The following is a 19,877-nucleotide window of genomic DNA, read 5'->3' on the forward strand; positions in this document are numbered from 1 at the left end:
ACAATCCACTCAGGTATTGAAAGGTGCGCGATTCTACGTTATCGCGCATTTCTTAGTCAATAGCTAGCTGAAAAGGATTATTAAACTCCGCTCCAGCTCGCGTACTCACTACTTGTTTAACGCCTGACTTAAAGCTGCTTCGACTTCAGATGCACTGATTGTCGGCTTTTCGCCAGTACGTTCTAGTCGTTTACGCTTACGTTCAGCGTGATAGGCTAAGCCTGTACCCGCTGGAATTAAGCGGCCAACGACCACGTTCTCTTTCAATCCGCGTAAGTAATCGCGCTTGCCAGTTACAGCACCTTCGGTCAATACACGAGTCGTTTCCTGGAACGACGCGGCAGAGATGAAGGATTCTGTCGCCAACGATGCTTTGGTAATACCCAAAAGCACGCGCTCGAACTTAGCTTCTTGCTGATTTGCAGTAACCGCTACATCGTTACCTTCCAGTAGATGCATATACTCTACTTGGTCGCCTTTGATGAAGTTGGTATCACCGCTGTCTGTAATCAACGCTTTACGCAACATCTGACGGGTAATAACCTCGATGTGCTTATCGTTAATGACAACGCCCTGCAAACGGTAAACTTCTTGAACTTCATTCACGATATATTTGGCCAAAGCCTCAACACCCAAGACTCTTAGGATATCGTGTGGGTTCATTGGTCCGTCAGATAAAACCTCACCCTTTTCAACATGCTCGCCTTCGAATACGTTCATTTGACGCCATTTTGGAATCAACTCTTCGTATCCATCAGATCCGTCTGTTGGGGTAATAACGATACGTTTTTTGCCTTTAGTTTCTTTACCGAAACTAAATGTGCCAGAGATTTCCGCTAAAATGGCAGATTCTTTAGGCTTACGCGCTTCAAATAAGTCGGCTACGCGTGGCAAACCACCTGTAATATCTTTGTTGCCACTGCTTTCCTGAGGAATACGGGCAAGTACATCACCAATCTTCACTTCAGCACTGTCAGTTAAGCTCAACAAAGCACCGTCTGGTAAGAAGTACTGAACTGGCTGATTGGTGTTACCAATCATCATTTCGTTTCCATCAGAATCTAGCATTTTGATCAATGGGCGAATTTCTTTACCCGCTGCATTACGCTGTGCCTGAGGAATGACTTCCGTCGAGGTAACACCCGTTAGTTCATCGACTTTACGGTTGATGGTGACACCATCGTCCATACCGATAAACTGAAGCTTACCTTTGTTTTCTGCAACAATTGGGTGCGTGTGCGGATCCCAGCGAACAATTACTTCACCAGCGTCTACCTTCGCTCCGTGCTGTACGCTCACAACCGACCCGTAAGGCAGCTTATAGCGCTCACGCTCGCGTCCATTCTCATCAGCAACAGCTAACAAGCCTGAGCGGCTTACAACCACTAGGTGACCGTCTTCGCGTGTTACTGTCTTCACGTTATGAAGGTTTACAGAGCCACCATGGCTTACTTGAATGTTGTCGATCGCAGAAGAACTCGATGCAGCTCCACCAATGTGGAATGTACGCATCGTTAACTGAGTACCAGGCTCACCAATTGACTGAGCAGCGATAATACCGACTGCCTCACCAATATTGATACGGTGACCACGTGCTAAGTCACGACCATAACACTGAGCACAAATACCGAAACGCGTATCACAAGTAATAGGCGAACGAACTTTGATGATGTCAATATTGTAATCGTTTAGCAGTTCAACTGATTTCTCGTCAAACATGGTTCCTGCGGGTACGACTGTTTCATTCGTTGTTGGATCTAGTACATCGACTGCCGCAACTCGTCCTAAAACCAACTCAGTTAATGGCACAACAATGTCGCCGCCATCAATAATAGGTTCTAGAGTTACACCTGCTTCTGTACCACAATCTTCTTCGGTTACAACGACATCTTGCGCAACGTCAACTAGACGACGCGTCAGGTAACCTGATGATGCTGTTTTCAATGCCGTATCGGCCAAGCCTTTACGAGCACCGTGAGTAGAAATAAAGTACTCACCTACCGACAAACCTTCACGGAAGTTAGCTTTAATTGGGTTCTCAATGATCGAGCCATCTGGCTTAGCCATCAAACCACGCATACCCGCTAACTGTCGAATCTGAGTCGCACTACCACGTGCGCCTGAGTCGGCCATCATAAATACTGCGTTAAAAGAATCTTGCTCTACGGAGTTGCCATCACGATCGATAACCATCTCTTTAGAAATACCTTCCATCATCGCTTTAGCAATTTGGTCGTTAGCACGTGACCATAAATCGACAACTTTGTTGTACTTCTCGCCCTGGGTAATCAAACCCTGAGCAAACTGTTCTTCAACTTCCTGCACTTCCGCTTCAGACGCCGCTAAGATGTCATACTTCGCTTGTGGAATAACAAAATCATTCACACCAATTGAAGCACCTGACTTAGTTGCATAACTAAAACCCATGTACATGATTTGGTCAGCAAAAATAACCGTTTCTTTCAATCCAACCGAGCGGTAGCACTCGTTCAATAAACCAGAAATTGCTTTCTTTTTCATGGGTTGGTTGAACATTTCAAATGGCATGCCTTCAGGAGCAATTGAGTAAAGGATAGAACGACCTACAGTCGTATCTTTAATTGCAATTGTCTCAACACGCTCACCATCATCGGTGTAATTCACTTCGTTAATACGAACTTTAACCATGGCTTGCAGAGCGACTTGTCCCGCACCATAAGCACGTTCAACCTCAGCAATGTTTGAAAACACCATGTTTTCGCCCTTCGCGTTTAAGCGTGCACGAGTCATGTAATAAAGACCCAGTACAACGTCCTGCGAAGGTACGATAATAGGCTGACCAGAAGCTGGTGATAAAATGTTGTTGGTAGACATCATCAACGCTCGCGCTTCTAGCTGCGCTTCTAGCGTTAGGGGAATGTGCACCGCCATTTGGTCACCATCGAAGTCGGCGTTATATGCCGCACACACGAGTGGGTGCAAGTTAATCGCTTTGCCTTCGATCAATACAGGCTCAAACGCTTGAATACCTAAACGGTGAAGTGTCGGTGCACGGTTAAGCATTACCGGGTGTTCACGAATTACTTCGTCTAAAATATCCCAAACAATAGGCTCTTCGCGTTCAACCATTTTCTTAGCAGCTTTGATCGTAGTCGCTAAACCACGGTGCTCAAGCTTGCTAAAGATAAACGGTTTAAATAATTCCAATGCCATCTTCTTAGGAAGACCACACTGATGTAAACGCAAGGTTGGGCCTACCACGATCACTGAACGACCAGAGTAGTCAACACGCTTACCAAGTAAGTTTTGACGGAAACGACCTTGCTTACCTTTAATCATGTCGGCCAAAGATTTAAGTGGACGACGGTTAGAGCCAGTAATAGCTCGACCACGACGACCGTTGTCTAACAGAGCATCAACAGATTCTTGCAGCATGCGCTTTTCGTTTCGAACAATAATGTCAGGTGCAGCCAACTCTAACAAGCGCTTCAAGCGGTTGTTACGGTTGATAACCCGACGATATAAATCGTTCAAATCAGAGGTAGCAAAACGGCCACCATCTAACGGTACTAATGGGCGTAAATCTGGTGGTAGCACAGGAAGAACTTGCATAACCATCCACGTCGGCAAGTTGCCAGACTTATGGAACGCTTCAAGTAACTTCAAACGCTTAGATAGCTTCTTGATTTTAGTTTCAGAGTTAGTTGCTGGGATTGCTTCGCGCAATTCCGCAATATCTGCTTCTAAGTCAATTGCTTCTAACAATTTCTGAACAGCTTCCGCACCCATGCGGGCATCGAAATCATCACCAAATTCTTCAATCGCTTCGTAGTATTCTTCATCGGTTAATAACTGAGCTTTTTCTAAGCTCGTCAAACCTGGATCGATAACAACGAATGATTCGTAATACAAGATTCGTTCAATATCACGCAATGTCATATCTAGCATTAAGCCGATACGGGATGGCAATGATTTTAGGAACCAAATGTGTGCAACCGGCGCAGCCAATTCAATGTGACCCATACGCTCGCGGCGTACTTTAGATTGGGTTACTTCAACACCACATTTTTCACATATAACACCGCGATGCTTTAAACGCTTATATTTACCGCATAGGCATTCGTAGTCTTTAATTGGACCAAAAATACGAGCACAGAACAGACCATCGCGCTCTGGCTTAAATGTACGATAGTTAATCGTTTCTGGCTTTTTAACTTCACCAAAAGACCACGAACGAATCATGTCCGGTGAGGCCAAGCCAATGCGAATAGAGTCGAACTCTTCCGCTTGACCCTGTGTTTTCAACAGGTTTAATAAATCTTTCATGTTTCAGCTCCGCAGGGAGTTGGCAACTGGGTGGCGAATAATCACCACCCGCCCGTTCACTTAGTCTTCGTTTTCCAGTTCCATATCGATACCTAGAGAGCGAATTTCTTTCACTAATACGTTGAAAGATTCCGGCATTCCAGGCTCCATACGGTGATCGCCATCGACGATGTTTTTATACATCTTCGTACGGCCATTCACGTCATCTGACTTCACTGTCAACATTTCTTGCAAGGTATAAGCGGCACCGTATGCTTCTAGTGCCCATACTTCCATCTCACCGAATCGCTGACCACCAAATTGAGCTTTACCACCCAATGGCTGCTGAGTAACCAGACTATAAGAACCGGTTGAACGGGCATGCATCTTGTCGTCAACCAAATGGTTCAACTTCAACATGTACATGTAACCGACTGTTGTTTTGTTTTCAAAAGCGTTACCAGTACGACCATCCCATAATTGGATTTGACCGCTCTCGTCCATGCCAGCTAAACGCAACAGACCCTTAACTTCTTTCTCTTCTGCACCATCAAAGACTGGCGTCGCAATCGGTACACCACCGATTAGATTCTTCGCCAACTCATTAATTTCACCATCAGAGAAGTCGCCTAGCGCTTCTGTTCGATAACCCTTACCAGAATCATTATAAATCTGACTTAAGAAGTCGCGAAGTTCCGCAGCTGAACGCTGCTCTTCAATCATCTCGTTGATTCGATCACCCAAGCCTTTAGCCGCCGCACCTAAGTGGGTTTCTAAAACCTGACCAACGTTCATACGAGACGGTACACCCAATGGGTTTAACACCACATCGACTGGATTACCCTTTTCATCATAAGGCATATCTTCAACCGGCATAATGACCGAGATAACACCTTTGTTACCATGACGACCGGCCATCTTATCACCAGGCTGAATACGACGTTTAACGGCTAGGTAAACTTTTACAACCTTTAATACGCCTGGTTGTAAATCATCACCTGATTGAAGCTTACGTTTCTTATCGTCGAATCGAGCTTCCTGCTCAGCTTTACGTTCTTTAAGCTGATTTTCAGAAGACTCAAGAGTCGCAGCTACAGCTTCGTCTTGTAGACGTAACTTAAACCAATCAGCGCGCGGCAATTGCCCGAGGAAAGCTTCAGTTAATACATCACCTTTGCTTAGGTTTGGACCGCCAGCAACGCTCTGCCCAACTAGACTTCCAGTAAGTCGCTCATAAACCGCATTTTCAATAATACGGAATTCGGCGTTTAAGTCCTTACGGAACTCTTCGAGAGCTTGACGTTCGATATCTTTAGAACGCTGATCACGCTCTACGCCATCACGTGTAAAGGTTTGAACATCGATAACGGTACCGCGCATGCCGCCTTTAACACGCAGCGAGGTATCTTTAACATCCGATGCTTTTTCACCAAAGATGGCACGTAAAAGCTTTTCTTCTGGGGTTAATTGCGTTTCGCTCTTAGGCGTCACTTTACCCACTAGAATATCGCCAGGACCCACTTCGGCACCGATATAAACAATGCCAGATTCATCCAACTTCCCAAGTGCAGCTTCACCAACGTTAGGTATATCAGCAGAAATTTCTTCTGCGCCTAATTTGGTATCACGTGCGATACAGGTAAGCTCTTGAATGTGAATCGAAGTGAATCGATCTTCTTGTACAACACGCTCAGAAACCAAGATGGAGTCTTCGTAGTTGTAACCGTTCCAAGGCATAAATGCGATACGCATGTTCTGACCTAAAGCCAGCTCACCTAAATCAACCGATGGGCCATCGGCCAATACATCACCACGAGCAATTGTGTCGCCTTGACGAACAATTGTGCGTTGGTTGATACAGGTGTTCTGGTTAGAACGTGTATATTTCGTTAGGTTGTAGATATCAACACCGGCATCGTCTTCACCGATCTCTTCTGACTGAACCTTAACAACGATTCGAGAAGCGTCTACAAACTCAACAATACCGCCACGATCGGCAACAACACAAACACCAGAGTCTGTTGCTACGGTTCGCTCAATGCCTGTACCAACAAGTGGCTTATCAGATTTTAGCGTAGGCACCGCTTGACGCTGCATGTTCGATCCCATTAAGGCTCGGTTAGCATCATCGTGCTCTAAAAATGGAATCAATGCAGCCGCAACAGAAACAACCTGCCGAGGAGATACATCCATCATGTCGACCTTATCTAAAGGCGCCAATGTAAATTCATTCTGGTGTCTAACCTGAACAAACTCACCTTCAATCATGCCATCATCACTTACTGGTACGTTCGCCTGAGCAATGGTGTGCTTAGCTTCATCAATGGCTGATAAGTAAACGATATCGCTGGTTACTTTACCATTCTCTACTTTCCGATACGGTGTTTCTAGGAAGCCGTAATGGTTAGTACGAGCATAGGTTGACAAGGTATTGATCAAACCAATATTTGGACCTTCTGGTGTTTCAATTGGACATACACGACCATAATGCGTTGGGTGTACGTCACGAACTTCGAAACCAGCACGTTCACGCGTTAAGCCACCAGGGCCTAATGCAGAAACACGACGCTTGTTGGTAATACCAGAAAGCGGGTTGTTTTGATCCATAAACTGGGACAGCTGAGACGAGCCAAAGAATTCTTTTATCGCCGCTGCAACTGGTTTAGCGTTGACTAAATCTTGTGGCATTAAGCCTTCACTTTCAGCCATAGATAAACGTTCACGAACTGCTCGCTCAACTCGAACAAGACCAACACGGAATTGGTTTTCTGCCATTTCGCCAACAGAACGAATACGACGGTTGCCAAGGTGGTCAATGTCATCGACTCCGCCTTTACCGTTACGGATATCGACCAATGTTTTTAACACATCGACAATATCTTCGCGGCTAAGCGTGCCTTCACCTGTATCTTCTTCACGACCTAAACGTCGGTTGAACTTCATTCGACCAACCGTTGATAAATCATAGCGGTCTGCGGAGAAGAAAAGGTTTTGGAATAGTGTTTCCGCTGATTCTTTCGTAGGTGGCTCACCAGGGCGCATCATTCGATAAATTTCGACTAATGCTTCTAGTGGTGTGCTAGTTGGATCGTTTCGTAACGTATCAGAAACGAACGCACCTGTATCAAGGTCATTGGTATAAAGTGTTTCAAAAGTTTTAATCTTTTGAGCACGGAGCTGTTCTAAAACCTCAAGCGTAATTTCGTCGTTACAGTTTGCTAGGATTTCTCCAGAACTTGCATCGATGATATCAGTTGCCAAAGCTTTGCCTAATAAGAACGTATCCGGCACTTCAACTGAAGTTAGTTTCGCAGCTTTAAAGTCACGAATATGACGAGCAGTGATCCGCCGTCCTTCTTCGACCAAAACATTACCTTTTGAATCTTTAATTTCAAAAGCAGCAGTTTCGCCTTTTAAGTGCTCAGCAACGACTTCCATCTCAAAGATATCATCTTTGAGTTTAAAGCCGACACGCTCAAAAAACATATCCAAGATTTCTTGGTTAGTATATTCAAGCGCACGCAACAAAATAGTTGCAGGTAATTTTCGACGGCGGTCAATACGAACGAAAACCTGATCTTTAGGATCAAATTCGAAATCTAGCCAAGAACCACGATAAGGAATCACTCGCGCAGAGTGCAATAACTTCCCAGAACTATGGGTCTTACCTTTATCGTGATCGTAGAACACACCTGGAGAACGATGAAGCTGAGAAACAACTACTCGCTCTGTACCATTAATGATAAAGGTACCATTGTCAGTCATTAATGGGATTTCGCCCATATAGACTTCTTGTTCCTTAATATCCTTAATTGCTTTGCTCGATGATTCTTTGTCATAAATGATCAAACGAACTTTTACGCGCAGAGGAGCAGAATAGGTAACACCGCGCAACTGACATTCTTTCACGTCAAACGCTGGTTTACCCAATTTATAGCTGACGTATTCAAGCGCAGCATTTCCAGAATAACTAACAATTGGAAATACAGACTTAAATGCAGCGTGTAAGCCGCTATCCTGACGCTCAGCAGCGTCTAGATCTGCTTGTAGAAAACTCCGGTAGGAGTCCAACTGTATAGCCAGCAAATATGGAATGTCCATAACCGGCTCTAGTTTACCGAAATTCTTACGAATTCGTTTCTTTTCGGTATAAGAATATGCCATCAGCAATCCCCAGCTTGTTCACCAACGGTGTGTCTGGTGGTTTACCGCATAATATGCGGTGAATCGGATTCCAGTTATCAGCAGACAGGTCTAATAACTCCGACTTTCACTTCCTGTGCGCCCCATTATCGAGAGGCCCCAAGCGCTAAATCACACGCTTTGTTCCAAACTAAAAGATAAATATCTTCTAGCTTAAATATTGCTTCCCTGTAAGACAGGAAAAGGCCGGTAGCCTAACAGACTACCAGCCAATCAAATTGAACAGCTAAGGCCGCTCAATTTTAATTGAATTACTTCAATTCTACAGAAGCGCCAGCTTCTTCAAGCTTAGCTTTGATTTCTTCTGCTTCAGCTTTCTCAACGCCTTCTTTAATTGCAGAAGGAGCAGCATCAACTAGACCTTTAGCTTCTTTCAAGCCTAAGCCAGTTACTTCACGAACTGCTTTAATAACGTTTACTTTCTTATCGCCAGCAGAAGTCAACATTACGTCGAATTCGCTCTGCTCAGCAGCAGCGCCAGCATCGCCAGCAGGACCCGCAGCTACAGCAGCTGCTGCAGATACGCCAAATTTTTCTTCCATTGCTTCGATCAATTCAACAACGTCTTTTACAGACATCTCAGCAACTGCATTAATGATATCGTCTTTAGTCAGAGACATGACTTAATTCCTAATCTGTTTGGGAGTTTCCCAATAAACCGTTAATAAGCAAAGTATTCCCTATTGGAAATTACGCTGCTTCCTGTTCTTTTTGGTCGCGTAAAGCAGCCAAAGTACGTACCAACTTGCCAGCAGACGCTTCTTTCATCACGCTCATTAACTGCGCGATAGCTTCGTCGTATGTTGGTAATTTCGCCAATTGCTCAACAGGAGTTAACTCCCCTTCGAACATTGCAGCTTTCATTTCCAACTTGTCGTTAGTTTTCGCAAAATCGACCAAGATACGGGCGCCCGCTCCTGGATGATCCATTGAAAATGCGATCAATGTTGGGCCGACAAATGAGTCAGCAAGCCCTTCATAAGAAGAACCCTGAACTGCACGGCGAGCAAGCGTATTACGTACAACTTTAAGCCATACGCCATTGTCACGAGCGATTGCACGCAAAGAAGTCATGTCATTCACTTCAACACCGCGAGAATCGGCGATGACGCATGATTGAGCTTCTAATGCTTTTGCAGCGACTTCCGCAACAATTGCTTTTTTGCCTTCGAGATTCAGTGCCACTGAAAAATCTCCTGATTAACAACCCTCGAAAGGGTCAGCCTATTTTCAACCTTTAAAGGTTGACCTGTTTTAACGGCAACAGAGTAAGCTCATATAAAATGCGCTCGGGTTACCGTCTGCGTAGGAAATTAAGAGTTTGCACTCACCTACGGTCTTTGACTGTGCAGCCCTTTCAGGCTACACCCCAAAGTTTGGTTAGACGCTTAATGTACTAATATCTACAGTAACACCTGGACCCATAGTGGTCGAAAGTGATACTTTTTTGAGATATACGCCTTTAGCAGAAGCTGGCTTCAGCTTCTTAAGGTCTGCAATCAATGCTTCCGCATTTTCTTTAATTGCATTTGCGTCGAAATCTATTTTGCCAACACAAGCATGGATAATTCCGTTTTTATCGGTACGGAAACGAGCTTGACCTGACTTTGCGTTCTTAACAGCTTGAGCAACATCAGTTGTTACTGTGCCAACTTTAGGGTTAGGCATTAGACCACGTGGACCTAACAACTGACCTAACTGACCAACTACTCGCATAGCATCTGGAGAGGCAATAACAACACCAAAGTCCAAATCGCCGCCTTTCATTATTTCAGCTAAATCATCCATACCTACAACGTCTGCACCAGCAGCTTTAGCTGCTTCAGCGTTATCGCCTTGAGTAAATACAGCAACACGAACCTCTTTACCGGTACCGTTAGGTAACACAGTAGAGCCACGAACGTTTTGGTCTGATTTACGAGCGTCAATACCTAGGTTTACAGAGATATCAACAGACTCTACGAATTTAACAGTAGACAACTCTTTTAATGCCGCATAGGCATCTTCAAAGCTATATGCTTTTACTGGGTCTACTTTTTCTTTTGCTAAACGAGCACGCTTAGTTAACTTAGCCATTATTCTACACCCTCAACATCCAAACCCATGCTTCGAGCTGTACCAGCAATGGTACGAACCGCAGCGTCCATATCGCCTGCCGTTAGGTCAGGATCTTTAGCCGTCGCAATCTCTTCCAACTGCGCACGAGAGACCTTGCCAACTTTTTCAGTGTTCGGGCGACCAGAGCCACTTGCAACACCGGCAGCTTTCTTCAAAAGAACCGCAGCAGGAGGGGTTTTAGTGATAAAGGTAAAACTGCGATCTGCATAAACAGTGATAACCACTGGCACTGGCAAACCTGGCTCAAGCTTTTGAGTCTCAGCATTGAACGCTTTACAGAATTCCATGATATTCACACCGTGCTGACCTAATGCAGGACCAACCGGTGGGCTTGGGTTTGCTTGACCCGCTTTCACTTGTAGCTTGATATAAGCTTGTACTTTCTTAGCCATTATAGCTTCCTCGTTTTGGGTGCTAGCGCCTTACGGCTCCCCAGTTCAACAGACAGAGACCAAAAAACCCGGCACACGCCAGGCTTTATAAACTCTGTTTCTTTTAACTTTTCTCAACCTGAGAAAACTCCAACTCTACAGGTGTAGCTCGGCCAAAAATAGAAACCGATACCTGCAAACGACTCTTCTCATAATTAACTTTCTCGACCGTACCATTGAAATCTGCAAATGGACCATCGACAACACGAACCAACTCGCCTGGCTCGTAAATAGTTTTCTGTGTAGGCTTTTCAGAACCATCCTGAACACGCTGCAATATGCCTTCAGCTTCTTTACTGGTTAGTGGTGCTGGTTTTTCTTTAGTACCACCAATAAAGCCCATTACACGCGGTGTATCTTTAACCAAATGCCATGACGCATCGTTCATGTCCATTTCTACCAACACATAACCTGGATAAAACTTACGTTCACTCTTGCGCTTCTTTCCGTCACGCATTTCAACAACTGATTCAGTTGGAACAAGAATTTCACCAAAGCTATCCTGCATGCCCTGTAACTCAACCTGCTCACTCAGAGAGGCCGCAACACGCTTCTCATAACCTGAATACGCGTGAACAACATACCATCGCATTGACATAACTCTATTCCCTACTATCGCTCAACAATGGCCTTGACGCCCAGACCCAGAAGAGTATCAACACCCCAAAGGATCAGTGCAACTATAAGAACGAAACCAATAACAACCATCGTTGTCTGAACAGTCTCTTGGCGAGTAGGCCAAACAACTTTACGAACTTCAACCCATGCATCTTTACGCAAGCGATTAACAGAACGTCCTTTAACAGTTGTTGCTGCAACACCAAGGGCAATCGCCAATACGATCAACACCACAACGACTCGAACAATCAACGACTGATCGGCGAAATAAAAATTACCGTAAACCGTACCCGCAACCAGTGCGATTACAACAATCCACTTAAACCAATCAAACGCACTGTTTGACGAACTCACTTGAGCATTCATGCAGCAATTACCTGTGCTGTTGACTTTAAAATATGGCAGGCCAGGGGGGACTCGAACCCGCAACTTTCGGTTTTGGAGACCGACGCTCTACCAATTGAACTACTGGCCTATAACTTAATTGGGCGGCGGATTCTAAGCCAGCCCAGCGTGCTTTTCAAGCACTATGTGGTACTTTTTTAAAAAAAATCAAAAAAGATTCGGTTGAACAAAAATCAGGAGCGCATGTTATTGAATTTTAAGAAGATTTTCCAGTCTTTTCATAAAATACTTTAACCTACCCACCAAAGACCACAAAAAAGGGTGCCGAAGCACCCCTTTCAAGCCAATCTTAGACAGAAATTAGTCTAGGATTTTAGCTACAACACCAGCACCAACAGTACGACCACCTTCGCGAATTGCGAAGCGTAGACCGTCATCCATTGCGATCGGAGCGATCAAAGTAACTTCCATCTTGATGTTGTCGCCTGGCATAACCATTTCAACACCTTCAGGTAGCTCACACGCGCCAGTTACGTCAGTTGTACGGAAGTAGAACTGTGGACGGTAACCCTTAAAGAATGGCGTGTGACGTCCGCCTTCATCTTTGCTCAAAACATAAACTTCAGCTTCGAACTTAGTGTGCGGCGTAATAGAGCCAGGCTTCGCAAGTACTTGGCCACGCTCAATTTCTTCACGTTTAGTACCACGAAGAAGCGCACCAATGTTCTCACCTGCACGACCTTCGTCAAGCAACTTACGGAACATTTCAACACCAGTAACAACTGTCTTAGTTGTTTCTTTAATGCCAACAACTTCAACTTCGTCACCAGAGTTAACGATACCGCGCTCTACACGACCCGTTACAACAGTACCACGACCAGAAATTGAGAATACATCTTCAATTGGTAGCAAGAACGGACGGTCAATCGCACGCTCAGGCTCAGGGATGTATGAATCTAACGCTTCAACCAATGCCTTAACAGCAGTTGTTCCTAAACCGTCTTCATCACGACCTTCAAGGGCCATCAATGCAGAACCAGCAATAATAGGAGCATCATCACCTGGGAAATCGTATTGAGTTAACAAATCACGAATTTCCATTTCAACCAACTCTAACATTTCAGCGTATTCTTCAGAACCAACGCCACCACAATCTTCAGCAAGAAGATCGGCCTTGTTCAAGAAAACAACGATAAAAGGTACACCTACCTGACCAGACAATAGGATGTGCTCACGAGTCTGTGGCATAGGGCCATCAGTCGCGCCACAAACTAAGATCGCACCGTCCATCTGAGCAGCACCAGTGATCATGTTTTTAACATAATCGGCGTGACCCGGGCAGTCTACGTGCGCATAGTGACGAGTAGGAGAATCATATTCAACGTGTGACGTTGAAATAGTGATACCGCGCTCACGCTCTTCTGGTGCGTTATCGATACCATCGAATGCAACGGCATTGCCGCCCCAAACTTCAGCACAAACACGCGTTAGCGCAGCTGTTAAAGTTGTTTTACCATGGTCAACGTGACCAATTGTGCCCACGTTAACGTGGGGCTTAGTACGTTCAAAAGTAGCCTTACCCATAAACAACGCCTCTAGTATGTATTACATGCAAAAAAGGCAGTCACTCATAACTTGTGCTGCCTCAAGAAATTTAATGGTGCTCACGACGAGATTTGAACTCGTGACCTCTCCATTACCAATGGAGTGCTCTACCACTGAGCTACGCGAGCCTAACAAGTCATGGAGCGGGTAGCGAGAATCGAACTCGCATCATCAGCTTGGAAGGCTGAGGTTCTACCATTGTACCATACCCGCATAACGCAAAGATAAATGGTGGAGGGGGACGGATTCGAACCATCGAAGCTTTCGCGGCAGATTTACAGTCTGCTCCCTTTGGCCACTCGGGAACCCCTCCAAACGGGCGCAAAGTTTGCCGTAAGGCAACTTTGCTGTCAACTAGGTATTTAAACTTTTTCTAATTAGAACAAGTACTTAGCCAACATTTCGCGTGACAACCTTCCCTCGCGTAACGAGGAGGTGCGCATAATAGTGACCAAAAACTAAGATTGCAAGGCTTAATTGCAATTAAATCGAGTAAAATCAACACCTTCGAACTGATCAATTAGGGTACGAAGCGTAGGATCTGCGATTAACAACGAAGATTTTTTATCGACAACCAGCTGTATAGCCTCATTGTAGCGCTCTAGCTGGATAGACTTGGCAGTGATCTCAACCGTAGCAAGCTCGGCTATACGGCGATTAGCATTTTCTAAATTTGAAAACAAACCAAGTGATAAGCTGTTCGCTAAATCACCCTTTGAAATAACAAAACTCTCAAAACCTTTTGCATTAACAGCAACCATTTCAGAGCGAGCCAGATCAATACTGTCAAACGGACCTAAAACAACTTGGTATTCACGTTTTAGTAGCTCTTTCACTCGCTCTTGGCGGACATTAAGCTCTAAGGCCTTCAAGCGAGACTCTACAACCGGCAAACTATCGCTTTCTTTTAACCCAAATATTCTCACACACTGATCGTTAGCCGGCTTTGTTGACACAACTACTGGAGCTGAATCCGCTGCTTTTTGTAAACGAGCCTGCTGGCTCTCAGACAGCTGTAAATTATTAAATTGAACAGCCATGCTTGTTTGCGCAACTTCTTGAGGTTGCTGAGTCAGCCAAGCCTGATAGCCACCCAAGACTATATTGATCACCAGCAACGCCATTAATATCCACTTCATACTTTAACATTATCCCTACGTATTCAGATGAGCCAACCAATAAGCTCGCATACCTTCAAAAATTAGATTAGCACGATAGTCATGCTGAACATCAAGCGATTCTGACAGAAGCAACCCGTCTCCACCAGTCACCGTCACTACAGCATGCTCAGCTCGCCACTCTTTGGCCAGCACCTCGACTAAAGAACTGGCAGATTTAAGAACGCCATTACCGATACATTCCAAGGTATTTACACCAAGCGCCGTAGACCCTATCACCTCTACTACCGGTAGTGCAGAAGCCCGCTCACTTAACGAGAGAATCTGGGTTGTTAAGCCAGGCACTATATATCCACCGACATGCCTAGTTTTTTGATTAATGACATCGACGGTCATAGCAGTCCCCATACTGACGACGATTTTGGCACATCGTGTCGACTCTCCAATAACCGCTAGCATATTAAGCCAACGATCTACGCCTAGCTTGGTAACATCTTCATAAGCCAACTCCAAACCAAGGTAATGATTCAGAACGCTAACTTCATGTACTGCTATAGATGGAAGAAGTGCTTTAAGGGTATTAGAAGTATAACGAGCTGTCACAGTAGAGAGCACTATTTGCTTTATCTGGTGACTCACAGCAAAAGTACAAAGCTCAATGTCATCTTTAAAAACGCCTGCTTCAGTCTCATAACTCCACTTTAGACGACTATTACCACTATCTAGATAAAGCGGCTCTACGCTCGCTACCATCGAACAGACACCTCCCCTCCATTTAACAACTCTACCTTACCACTTTCGCCCAAAACCAATAACTGACCCTTGCTATCAACGCCCTGAGCTTTACCAAAGGATACGTGCTGCCCCCTTGTAACAGTGACATCTCGATTTTTTAAAATATCGTACTCTTGCCATTGCGCCAATGCAGCAGCAACTTGATCTTCAGAATCTTGCATAAAAATCTTAACGAGTTGATCGACAATACACGCTAGCAGCGTCGTCCTATCGCGACGATGAACACCTAAAGACTTGAGTGAACATGTAGCATAATCTAATCCAGTTGGCGAACTGTTAATGTTAAGCCCTATACCAATAACCAACAATGGCTCATCTTGCGGATTACCCTGCATTTCACAAAGAATTCCGCCTAATTTCTGATTATCCATATAAATATCGTTAGGCCATTTCAAGCCCACCTGAAGTCCACAGTGCATGTTCAACGCATTTGCGACAGCAACGCCTGCTAATAGGCTCGCACTGTAAAGAGCCTCAGTAGAGATATGCGCTTTTCGCGCCATAGAAAACATTAAATTCTGGGCAAAAGGACTACTCCACGCTTTCCCGCGGCGGCCCTTGCCACTGCTTTGTAGTTCTGTCACATAAACATGCCAGGCTGACGTATTGTATAAGCTGGCAAGTGCATCATCGTTAGTCGAGGTAGTTTCACCCTTCACATCAATATGCGATACCTGCACTCTTGTTTGGACTTCAAGGGAGCTTACTACTCGAGCTTGGTCAATTAGGTCCACTGAACCAACCAAGCGATAGCCACGCCCCTTTATAATATTAATATCAACGCCTAGAGCCTGTAGCTTAGAGACCCAGGTTGAAACTGATGCCCTAGAAACGCCTAGTTTTCTGGCCAAATATTGGCCAGATTGAAAGCTCTCTGCAGATAATAGGTCTAATAGCTTCAATAATTGGTCCAAGAAAGATCACTCCAGTATAGTGAATTTCATATTAAAGCATGCTTTGCGATAGGCGCGAAGCGATCTCACTACAAAACAATGCTATAGTCCAAAATGCGATCATACTGCGATAATGCGGGAAACCGTGGCATCTTTAATGCCATTTCGAGCATTGCTACTTATCTCGCACAGCTAATTTTCTAGAATTGCGTTATAAATATCAAAAATAATGCTCAATTTTTCAACTTTTTCCTGTACACTATCGCGCCAATTTAACCCATTATATTAGAAGCAGCTATGTCAGAATTATCACACTACAGAAACATTGGTATCTTCGCGCACGTTGATGCGGGTAAGACCACAACCACCGAGCGTATCCTCAAGCTTACTGGTAAAATCCATAAGTCGGGCGAGACGCATGATGGCGAATCTACAACTGACTTTATGGAACAAGAAGCTGAGCGCGGAATTACCATTCAGTCTGCAGCGACTACCTGCTTCTGGAAAGATCACCGTCTAAACGTTATTGATACACCAGGGCACGTTGACTTTACTGTTGAAGTTTACCGTTCTCTCAAAGTACTCGATGGCGGTGTCGGTGTGTTCTGTGGCTCTGGCGGCGTTGAGCCTCAATCAGAAACTAACTGGCGTTACGCTAACGATTCAGAAGTTGCCCGTATCATCATGGTGAATAAGCTTGACCGTATGGGTGCGGACTTCTATCGCGTTGTCGATCAGGTTAAAAGAGTATTAGGGGCTAAGCCTTTAGTTATGACTTTACCTATCGGCATAGAAGATGAGTTCATTGGCGTTGTCGATCTACTCACTGAAAAAGCTTACATCTGGGACGAAACTGGTTTACCAGAAAACTATGAAATTACTGATATCCCTGAAGATATGCTTGAAAAAGCTGCTCAGTATCGTGAAGAACTAGTAGAAACTGCCGTCGAACAAGATGACGATTTACTAGAAGCTTATATGGAAGGTGAAATTCCGACTGTTGATCAGTTGAAAAAGTGCATCCGTAACGGTACTCGCACAATGTCATTCTTCCCTACTTATGGTGCGTCTGCATTTAAAAACAAAGGCATGCAGTTAATTCTTGACGCCATTGTTGATTACCTACCGTCACCAACAGAAGTTGATCCTCAGCCTTTAACTGACGAAGAAGGCACGCCAAACGGTGAGGTTGCGACGGTTACTAACGAAGGACCTTTGCGTGCATTAGCATTCAAAATTATGGATGACCGTTTTGGCGCCCTAACCTTCGTACGTATTTATTCGGGTACTTTGAATAAAGGCGACACTATCCTTAACTCGTTTACGGGCAAAACTGAGCGTGTGGGCCGAATGGTTGAAATGCACGCGGATGACCGAACTGAAATTTCTACTGCGCACGCCGGTGACATCATCGCGATCGTTGGTATGAAAAACGTTCAAACGGGTCATACGTTATGTGATCCGAAACATCCTTGTACATTAGAGCCAATGGTTTTCCCTGCGCCAGTAATCTCAATATCTGTCACACCTAAAGATAAGAGCTCTACTGAGAAGATGGGTATCGCAATTGGTAAAATGGTTGCAGAAGACCCAACTTTCCAAGTCGAAACAGACCAAGACAGTGGCGAGACAATTTTACGCGGCATGGGTGAACTTCACTTAGATATTAAAGTCGACATCTTGAAGCGTACTTATGACGTTGATCTAGAAGTTGGTAAGCCGCAGGTTGCTTACCGTGAAACCATTACAACTGAAGTTGAAGATTCTTATACTCATAAGAAGCAATCTGGTGGTTCTGGTCAGTACGGTAAGATCGACTACCGTATCAAGCCTGGCGCACCTGGCTCTGGTTTCGTATTCAGCTCTGTTGTTGTGGGCGGTAACGTTCCTAAGGAATTCTTCCCAGCGGTAGAGAAAGGCTTTAAGTCTATGATGGATCAAGGTGTTCTTGCCGGATTCCCAGTATTAGACGTAGAAGTTGAATTGTATGACGGTGGCTATCACGCAGTTGACTCATCTGCAGTTGCGTTTGAAATTGCAGCAAAAGGCGCTTTCCGTCAGTCAATTCCTAAAGCAGGCGCTCAGCTAATTGAACCAATTATGGCGGTTGACGTATTTACACCAGAAGATCACGTTGGTGATGTTATTGGCGACTTAAACCGTCGACGTGGCATGATTAAAGATCAGGAGCCTGGTGCAACTGGCGTTCGTATTAAGGCAGACGTTCCATTGTCAGAAATGTTCGGCTATATCGGTTCATTGCGTACAATGACATCGGGTCGTGGTCAATTCTCAATGGAATTCAGCCACTACATGCCTTGTCCTGCAAACGTTGCAGAAACGGTAATTGCTGAAGAAAAAGAAAGAAAAGCAGCCAAGAAGTAAGCTTCTCTTTTGAAAAAAAACCCGAACGCTTAGGCCTCGGGTTTTTTTCTGTCCAACGCTTTTGCTTTACCTATGGTTAATTAAACTTAAAGGACGGCCAAGAAAGCACTTGATGCAGGCTAGTTTTAAAAAGGACACGATGGTTCGCAGAGTCGCCTCATTGTTGGGGTTGCTTGGGCGGTCGCTGTTCGCGCATCCTGCGCCGCTTAGCTTCGGCATCCATGCCTCAGATATCCGATCAACCCAACCCCACCAACAAGGCTATTACGTAGCCACCCTCAATAACCTGTTCACGTAGGAGCGTTCGGAGACGCGAGTTTTTAGGGTGCTTCTCGTTGACCGTTTCAGCACTTTATGTCGGCAACCGCTTTACAACTTATCCTGTCGCAGACCCTCAGCAAAACAGGCTTCGCCAAATCATGTTCAATGTTAATGCTTTTTAAACGGGCTTTTGGCTTCGAGTCACAGCTATCGCGTCTTCGCTTTGCTACGATCGCTCCTACAGGTTGCCTTGTCTAGCGGGGGTGGCTGTGTGGCTGGCCACGGGCATGTGAACCATGGATGTCGATCTTAAGCGTACAGGGACGTATTCACCGCGACCGAGGCCGGTCCCGCAGCCACCTCGGCGTAGAGTGACGTCGCACCCAATCTCTTGACCCTACCCGCAGCTCGAAGCCCGTAGCCATCTGTTAAAAACCCCAGACAGCAAAAAGCCCGCTAGGATAACCTAACGGGCTTTTCTTTTTTTAGACGGGCTGCGATCAGACTTGACGATGGCCCGGCCCTGAGCACAGCTCAGCGTTCTTCACTAGCGGCCTACCGTTAAGGTAGCCCGTTTTGGCGAGGCCAACCGATCATCACCCTACTCGAGAGTCGGTCTCTATTTACAAACCCCATAAACCAAAAAACCCAGCACGAGGCTGGGTTGTTTGGTTTATTAGGAGCTTGACGATGACCTACTCTCATATGGGGCGGTCCGGCGTTCCGGGACCCCAATAAACAGTGGGTCTTCCCATGTGAGCCCACATAGTAAAACGCCCCGACCGTTTACCGATCAGGGCGTTTTTATTTAAGAGCTTGAC

Annotated in this window: 13 protein-coding genes and 4 tRNA genes; 1 reads left to right on the forward strand and 16 read right to left on the reverse strand. The window is 45.2% G+C overall.

Annotated features, from left to right (window positions below):
* Positions 1 to 108: 108 nt before the first annotated feature.
* From rpoC to ACI882_RS12650, 16 genes are all read right to left on the reverse strand, one after another.
* Positions 109 to 4,305 (reverse strand): DNA-directed RNA polymerase subunit beta', encoded by a 4,197-nt coding sequence (gene rpoC, locus ACI882_RS12575; protein ID WP_411744484.1) that lies wholly within the window; start codon positions 4,303 to 4,305, stop codon positions 109 to 111.
* Positions 4,306 to 4,365: 60 nt separating this feature from the next.
* The gene (gene rpoB / locus ACI882_RS12580) at positions 4,366 to 8,448 is read right to left on the reverse strand and encodes a DNA-directed RNA polymerase subunit beta (RefSeq protein ID WP_411744483.1); all 4,083 of its coding nucleotides are present in this window, start codon (positions 8,446 to 8,448) and stop codon (positions 4,366 to 4,368) included.
* A 290-nt stretch (positions 8,449 to 8,738) separates the two neighbouring features.
* Positions 8,739 to 9,107 (reverse strand): 50S ribosomal protein L7/L12, encoded by a 369-nt coding sequence (rplL, locus tag ACI882_RS12585; RefSeq protein ID WP_411744482.1) that lies wholly within the window; start codon positions 9,105 to 9,107, stop codon positions 8,739 to 8,741.
* A gap of 70 nt (positions 9,108 to 9,177) precedes the next feature.
* Positions 9,178 to 9,672, reverse strand: a complete 495-nt coding sequence (gene rplJ, locus ACI882_RS12590) for a 50S ribosomal protein L10 (RefSeq protein WP_411744481.1) — start codon at positions 9,670 to 9,672, stop codon at positions 9,178 to 9,180.
* Positions 9,673 to 9,867: 195 nt separating this feature from the next.
* Positions 9,868 to 10,563 carry a 50S ribosomal protein L1 gene (gene rplA / locus ACI882_RS12595; RefSeq protein WP_411744480.1) on the reverse strand — a complete coding sequence of 232 codons (696 nt, stop codon included), beginning with the start codon at positions 10,561 to 10,563 and terminating at the stop codon, positions 9,868 to 9,870.
* Positions 10,563 to 10,997 carry a 50S ribosomal protein L11 gene (rplK, locus tag ACI882_RS12600; RefSeq protein ID WP_411744479.1) on the reverse strand — a complete coding sequence of 145 codons (435 nt, stop codon included), beginning with the start codon at positions 10,995 to 10,997 and terminating at the stop codon, positions 10,563 to 10,565. The genes rplA and rplK overlap by 1 nt, the downstream gene beginning before the upstream one ends.
* A gap of 103 nt (positions 10,998 to 11,100) precedes the next feature.
* Positions 11,101 to 11,634 carry a transcription termination/antitermination protein NusG gene (gene nusG, locus ACI882_RS12605; protein WP_411744478.1) on the reverse strand — a complete coding sequence of 178 codons (534 nt, stop codon included), beginning with the start codon at positions 11,632 to 11,634 and terminating at the stop codon, positions 11,101 to 11,103.
* A gap of 14 nt (positions 11,635 to 11,648) precedes the next feature.
* Positions 11,649 to 12,020: a preprotein translocase subunit SecE gene (secE, locus tag ACI882_RS12610; RefSeq protein ID WP_411744477.1), complete on the reverse strand. Its 372-nt coding sequence runs from the start codon at positions 12,018 to 12,020 to the stop codon at positions 11,649 to 11,651.
* Between the two features lie 33 nt (positions 12,021 to 12,053).
* Positions 12,054 to 12,129: transfer RNA gene (locus ACI882_RS12615), tRNA-Trp, on the reverse strand.
* Positions 12,130 to 12,359: 230 nt separating this feature from the next.
* Positions 12,360 to 13,583 (reverse strand): elongation factor Tu, encoded by a 1,224-nt coding sequence (gene tuf, locus ACI882_RS12620; protein WP_411744476.1) that lies wholly within the window; start codon positions 13,581 to 13,583, stop codon positions 12,360 to 12,362.
* A gap of 74 nt (positions 13,584 to 13,657) precedes the next feature.
* Positions 13,658 to 13,732: transfer RNA gene (locus ACI882_RS12625), tRNA-Thr, on the reverse strand.
* An 11-nt stretch (positions 13,733 to 13,743) separates the two neighbouring features.
* Positions 13,744 to 13,817, reverse strand: a tRNA-Gly gene (locus ACI882_RS12630).
* Positions 13,818 to 13,833: 16 nt separating this feature from the next.
* Positions 13,834 to 13,917 (reverse strand) — tRNA-Tyr (locus ACI882_RS12635).
* A 160-nt stretch (positions 13,918 to 14,077) separates the two neighbouring features.
* Positions 14,078 to 14,743 carry a hypothetical protein gene (locus ACI882_RS12640; RefSeq protein WP_411744475.1) on the reverse strand — a complete coding sequence of 222 codons (666 nt, stop codon included), beginning with the start codon at positions 14,741 to 14,743 and terminating at the stop codon, positions 14,078 to 14,080.
* Between the two features lie 15 nt (positions 14,744 to 14,758).
* Positions 14,759 to 15,475 (reverse strand): type III pantothenate kinase, encoded by a 717-nt coding sequence (locus tag ACI882_RS12645; protein ID WP_411746359.1) that lies wholly within the window; start codon positions 15,473 to 15,475, stop codon positions 14,759 to 14,761.
* Complete coding sequence (locus ACI882_RS12650; RefSeq protein ID WP_411748508.1) at positions 15,469 to 16,431, reverse strand: biotin--[acetyl-CoA-carboxylase] ligase; 963 nt, start codon at positions 16,429 to 16,431, stop codon at positions 15,469 to 15,471. Before ACI882_RS12650 ends, ACI882_RS12645 begins: the two co-directional genes overlap by 7 nt.
* A 276-nt stretch (positions 16,432 to 16,707) precedes the next feature.
* On the opposite strand from ACI882_RS12650, the gene fusA reads away from it, so the two are divergent.
* Positions 16,708 to 18,795, forward strand: coding sequence for an elongation factor G (gene fusA, locus ACI882_RS12655; protein WP_411746086.1), 2,088 nt, complete (start codon positions 16,708 to 16,710; stop codon positions 18,793 to 18,795).
* The last annotated feature ends 1,082 nt before the right edge of the window (positions 18,796 to 19,877 follow it).

Origin of the sequence: Reinekea sp., assembly GCF_046710285.1 — a bacterium.
Lineage (GTDB): Bacteria > Pseudomonadota > Gammaproteobacteria > Pseudomonadales > Natronospirillaceae > Reinekea.

Coding starts and splice junctions, on each gene's coding strand:
- tuf (WP_411744476.1), bottom strand. CDS start 13,583: ATGGGTAAGGCTACTTTTGAACGTACTAAGCCCCACGTTAACGTGGGC.
- secE (WP_411744477.1), bottom strand. CDS start 12,020: ATGAATGCTCAAGTGAGTTCGTCAAACAGTGCGTTTGATTGGTTTAAG.
- ACI882_RS12640 (WP_411744475.1), bottom strand. CDS start 14,743: ATGAAGTGGATATTAATGGCGTTGCTGGTGATCAATATAGTCTTGGGT.
- ACI882_RS12645 (WP_411746359.1), bottom strand. CDS start 15,475: ATGGTAGCGAGCGTAGAGCCGCTTTATCTAGATAGTGGTAATAGTCGT.
- rpoB (WP_411744483.1), bottom strand. CDS start 8,448: ATGGCATATTCTTATACCGAAAAGAAACGAATTCGTAAGAATTTCGGT.
- nusG (WP_411744478.1), bottom strand. CDS start 11,634: ATGTCAATGCGATGGTATGTTGTTCACGCGTATTCAGGTTATGAGAAG.
- rplL (WP_411744482.1), bottom strand. CDS start 9,107: ATGTCTCTGACTAAAGACGATATCATTAATGCAGTTGCTGAGATGTCT.
- rpoC (WP_411744484.1), bottom strand. CDS start 4,305: ATGAAAGATTTATTAAACCTGTTGAAAACACAGGGTCAAGCGGAAGAG.
- fusA (WP_411746086.1), top strand. CDS start 16,708: ATGTCAGAATTATCACACTACAGAAACATTGGTATCTTCGCGCACGTT.
- rplK (WP_411744479.1), bottom strand. CDS start 10,997: ATGGCTAAGAAAGTACAAGCTTATATCAAGCTACAAGTGAAAGCGGGT.
- rplA (WP_411744480.1), bottom strand. CDS start 10,563: ATGGCTAAGTTAACTAAGCGTGCTCGTTTAGCAAAAGAAAAAGTAGAC.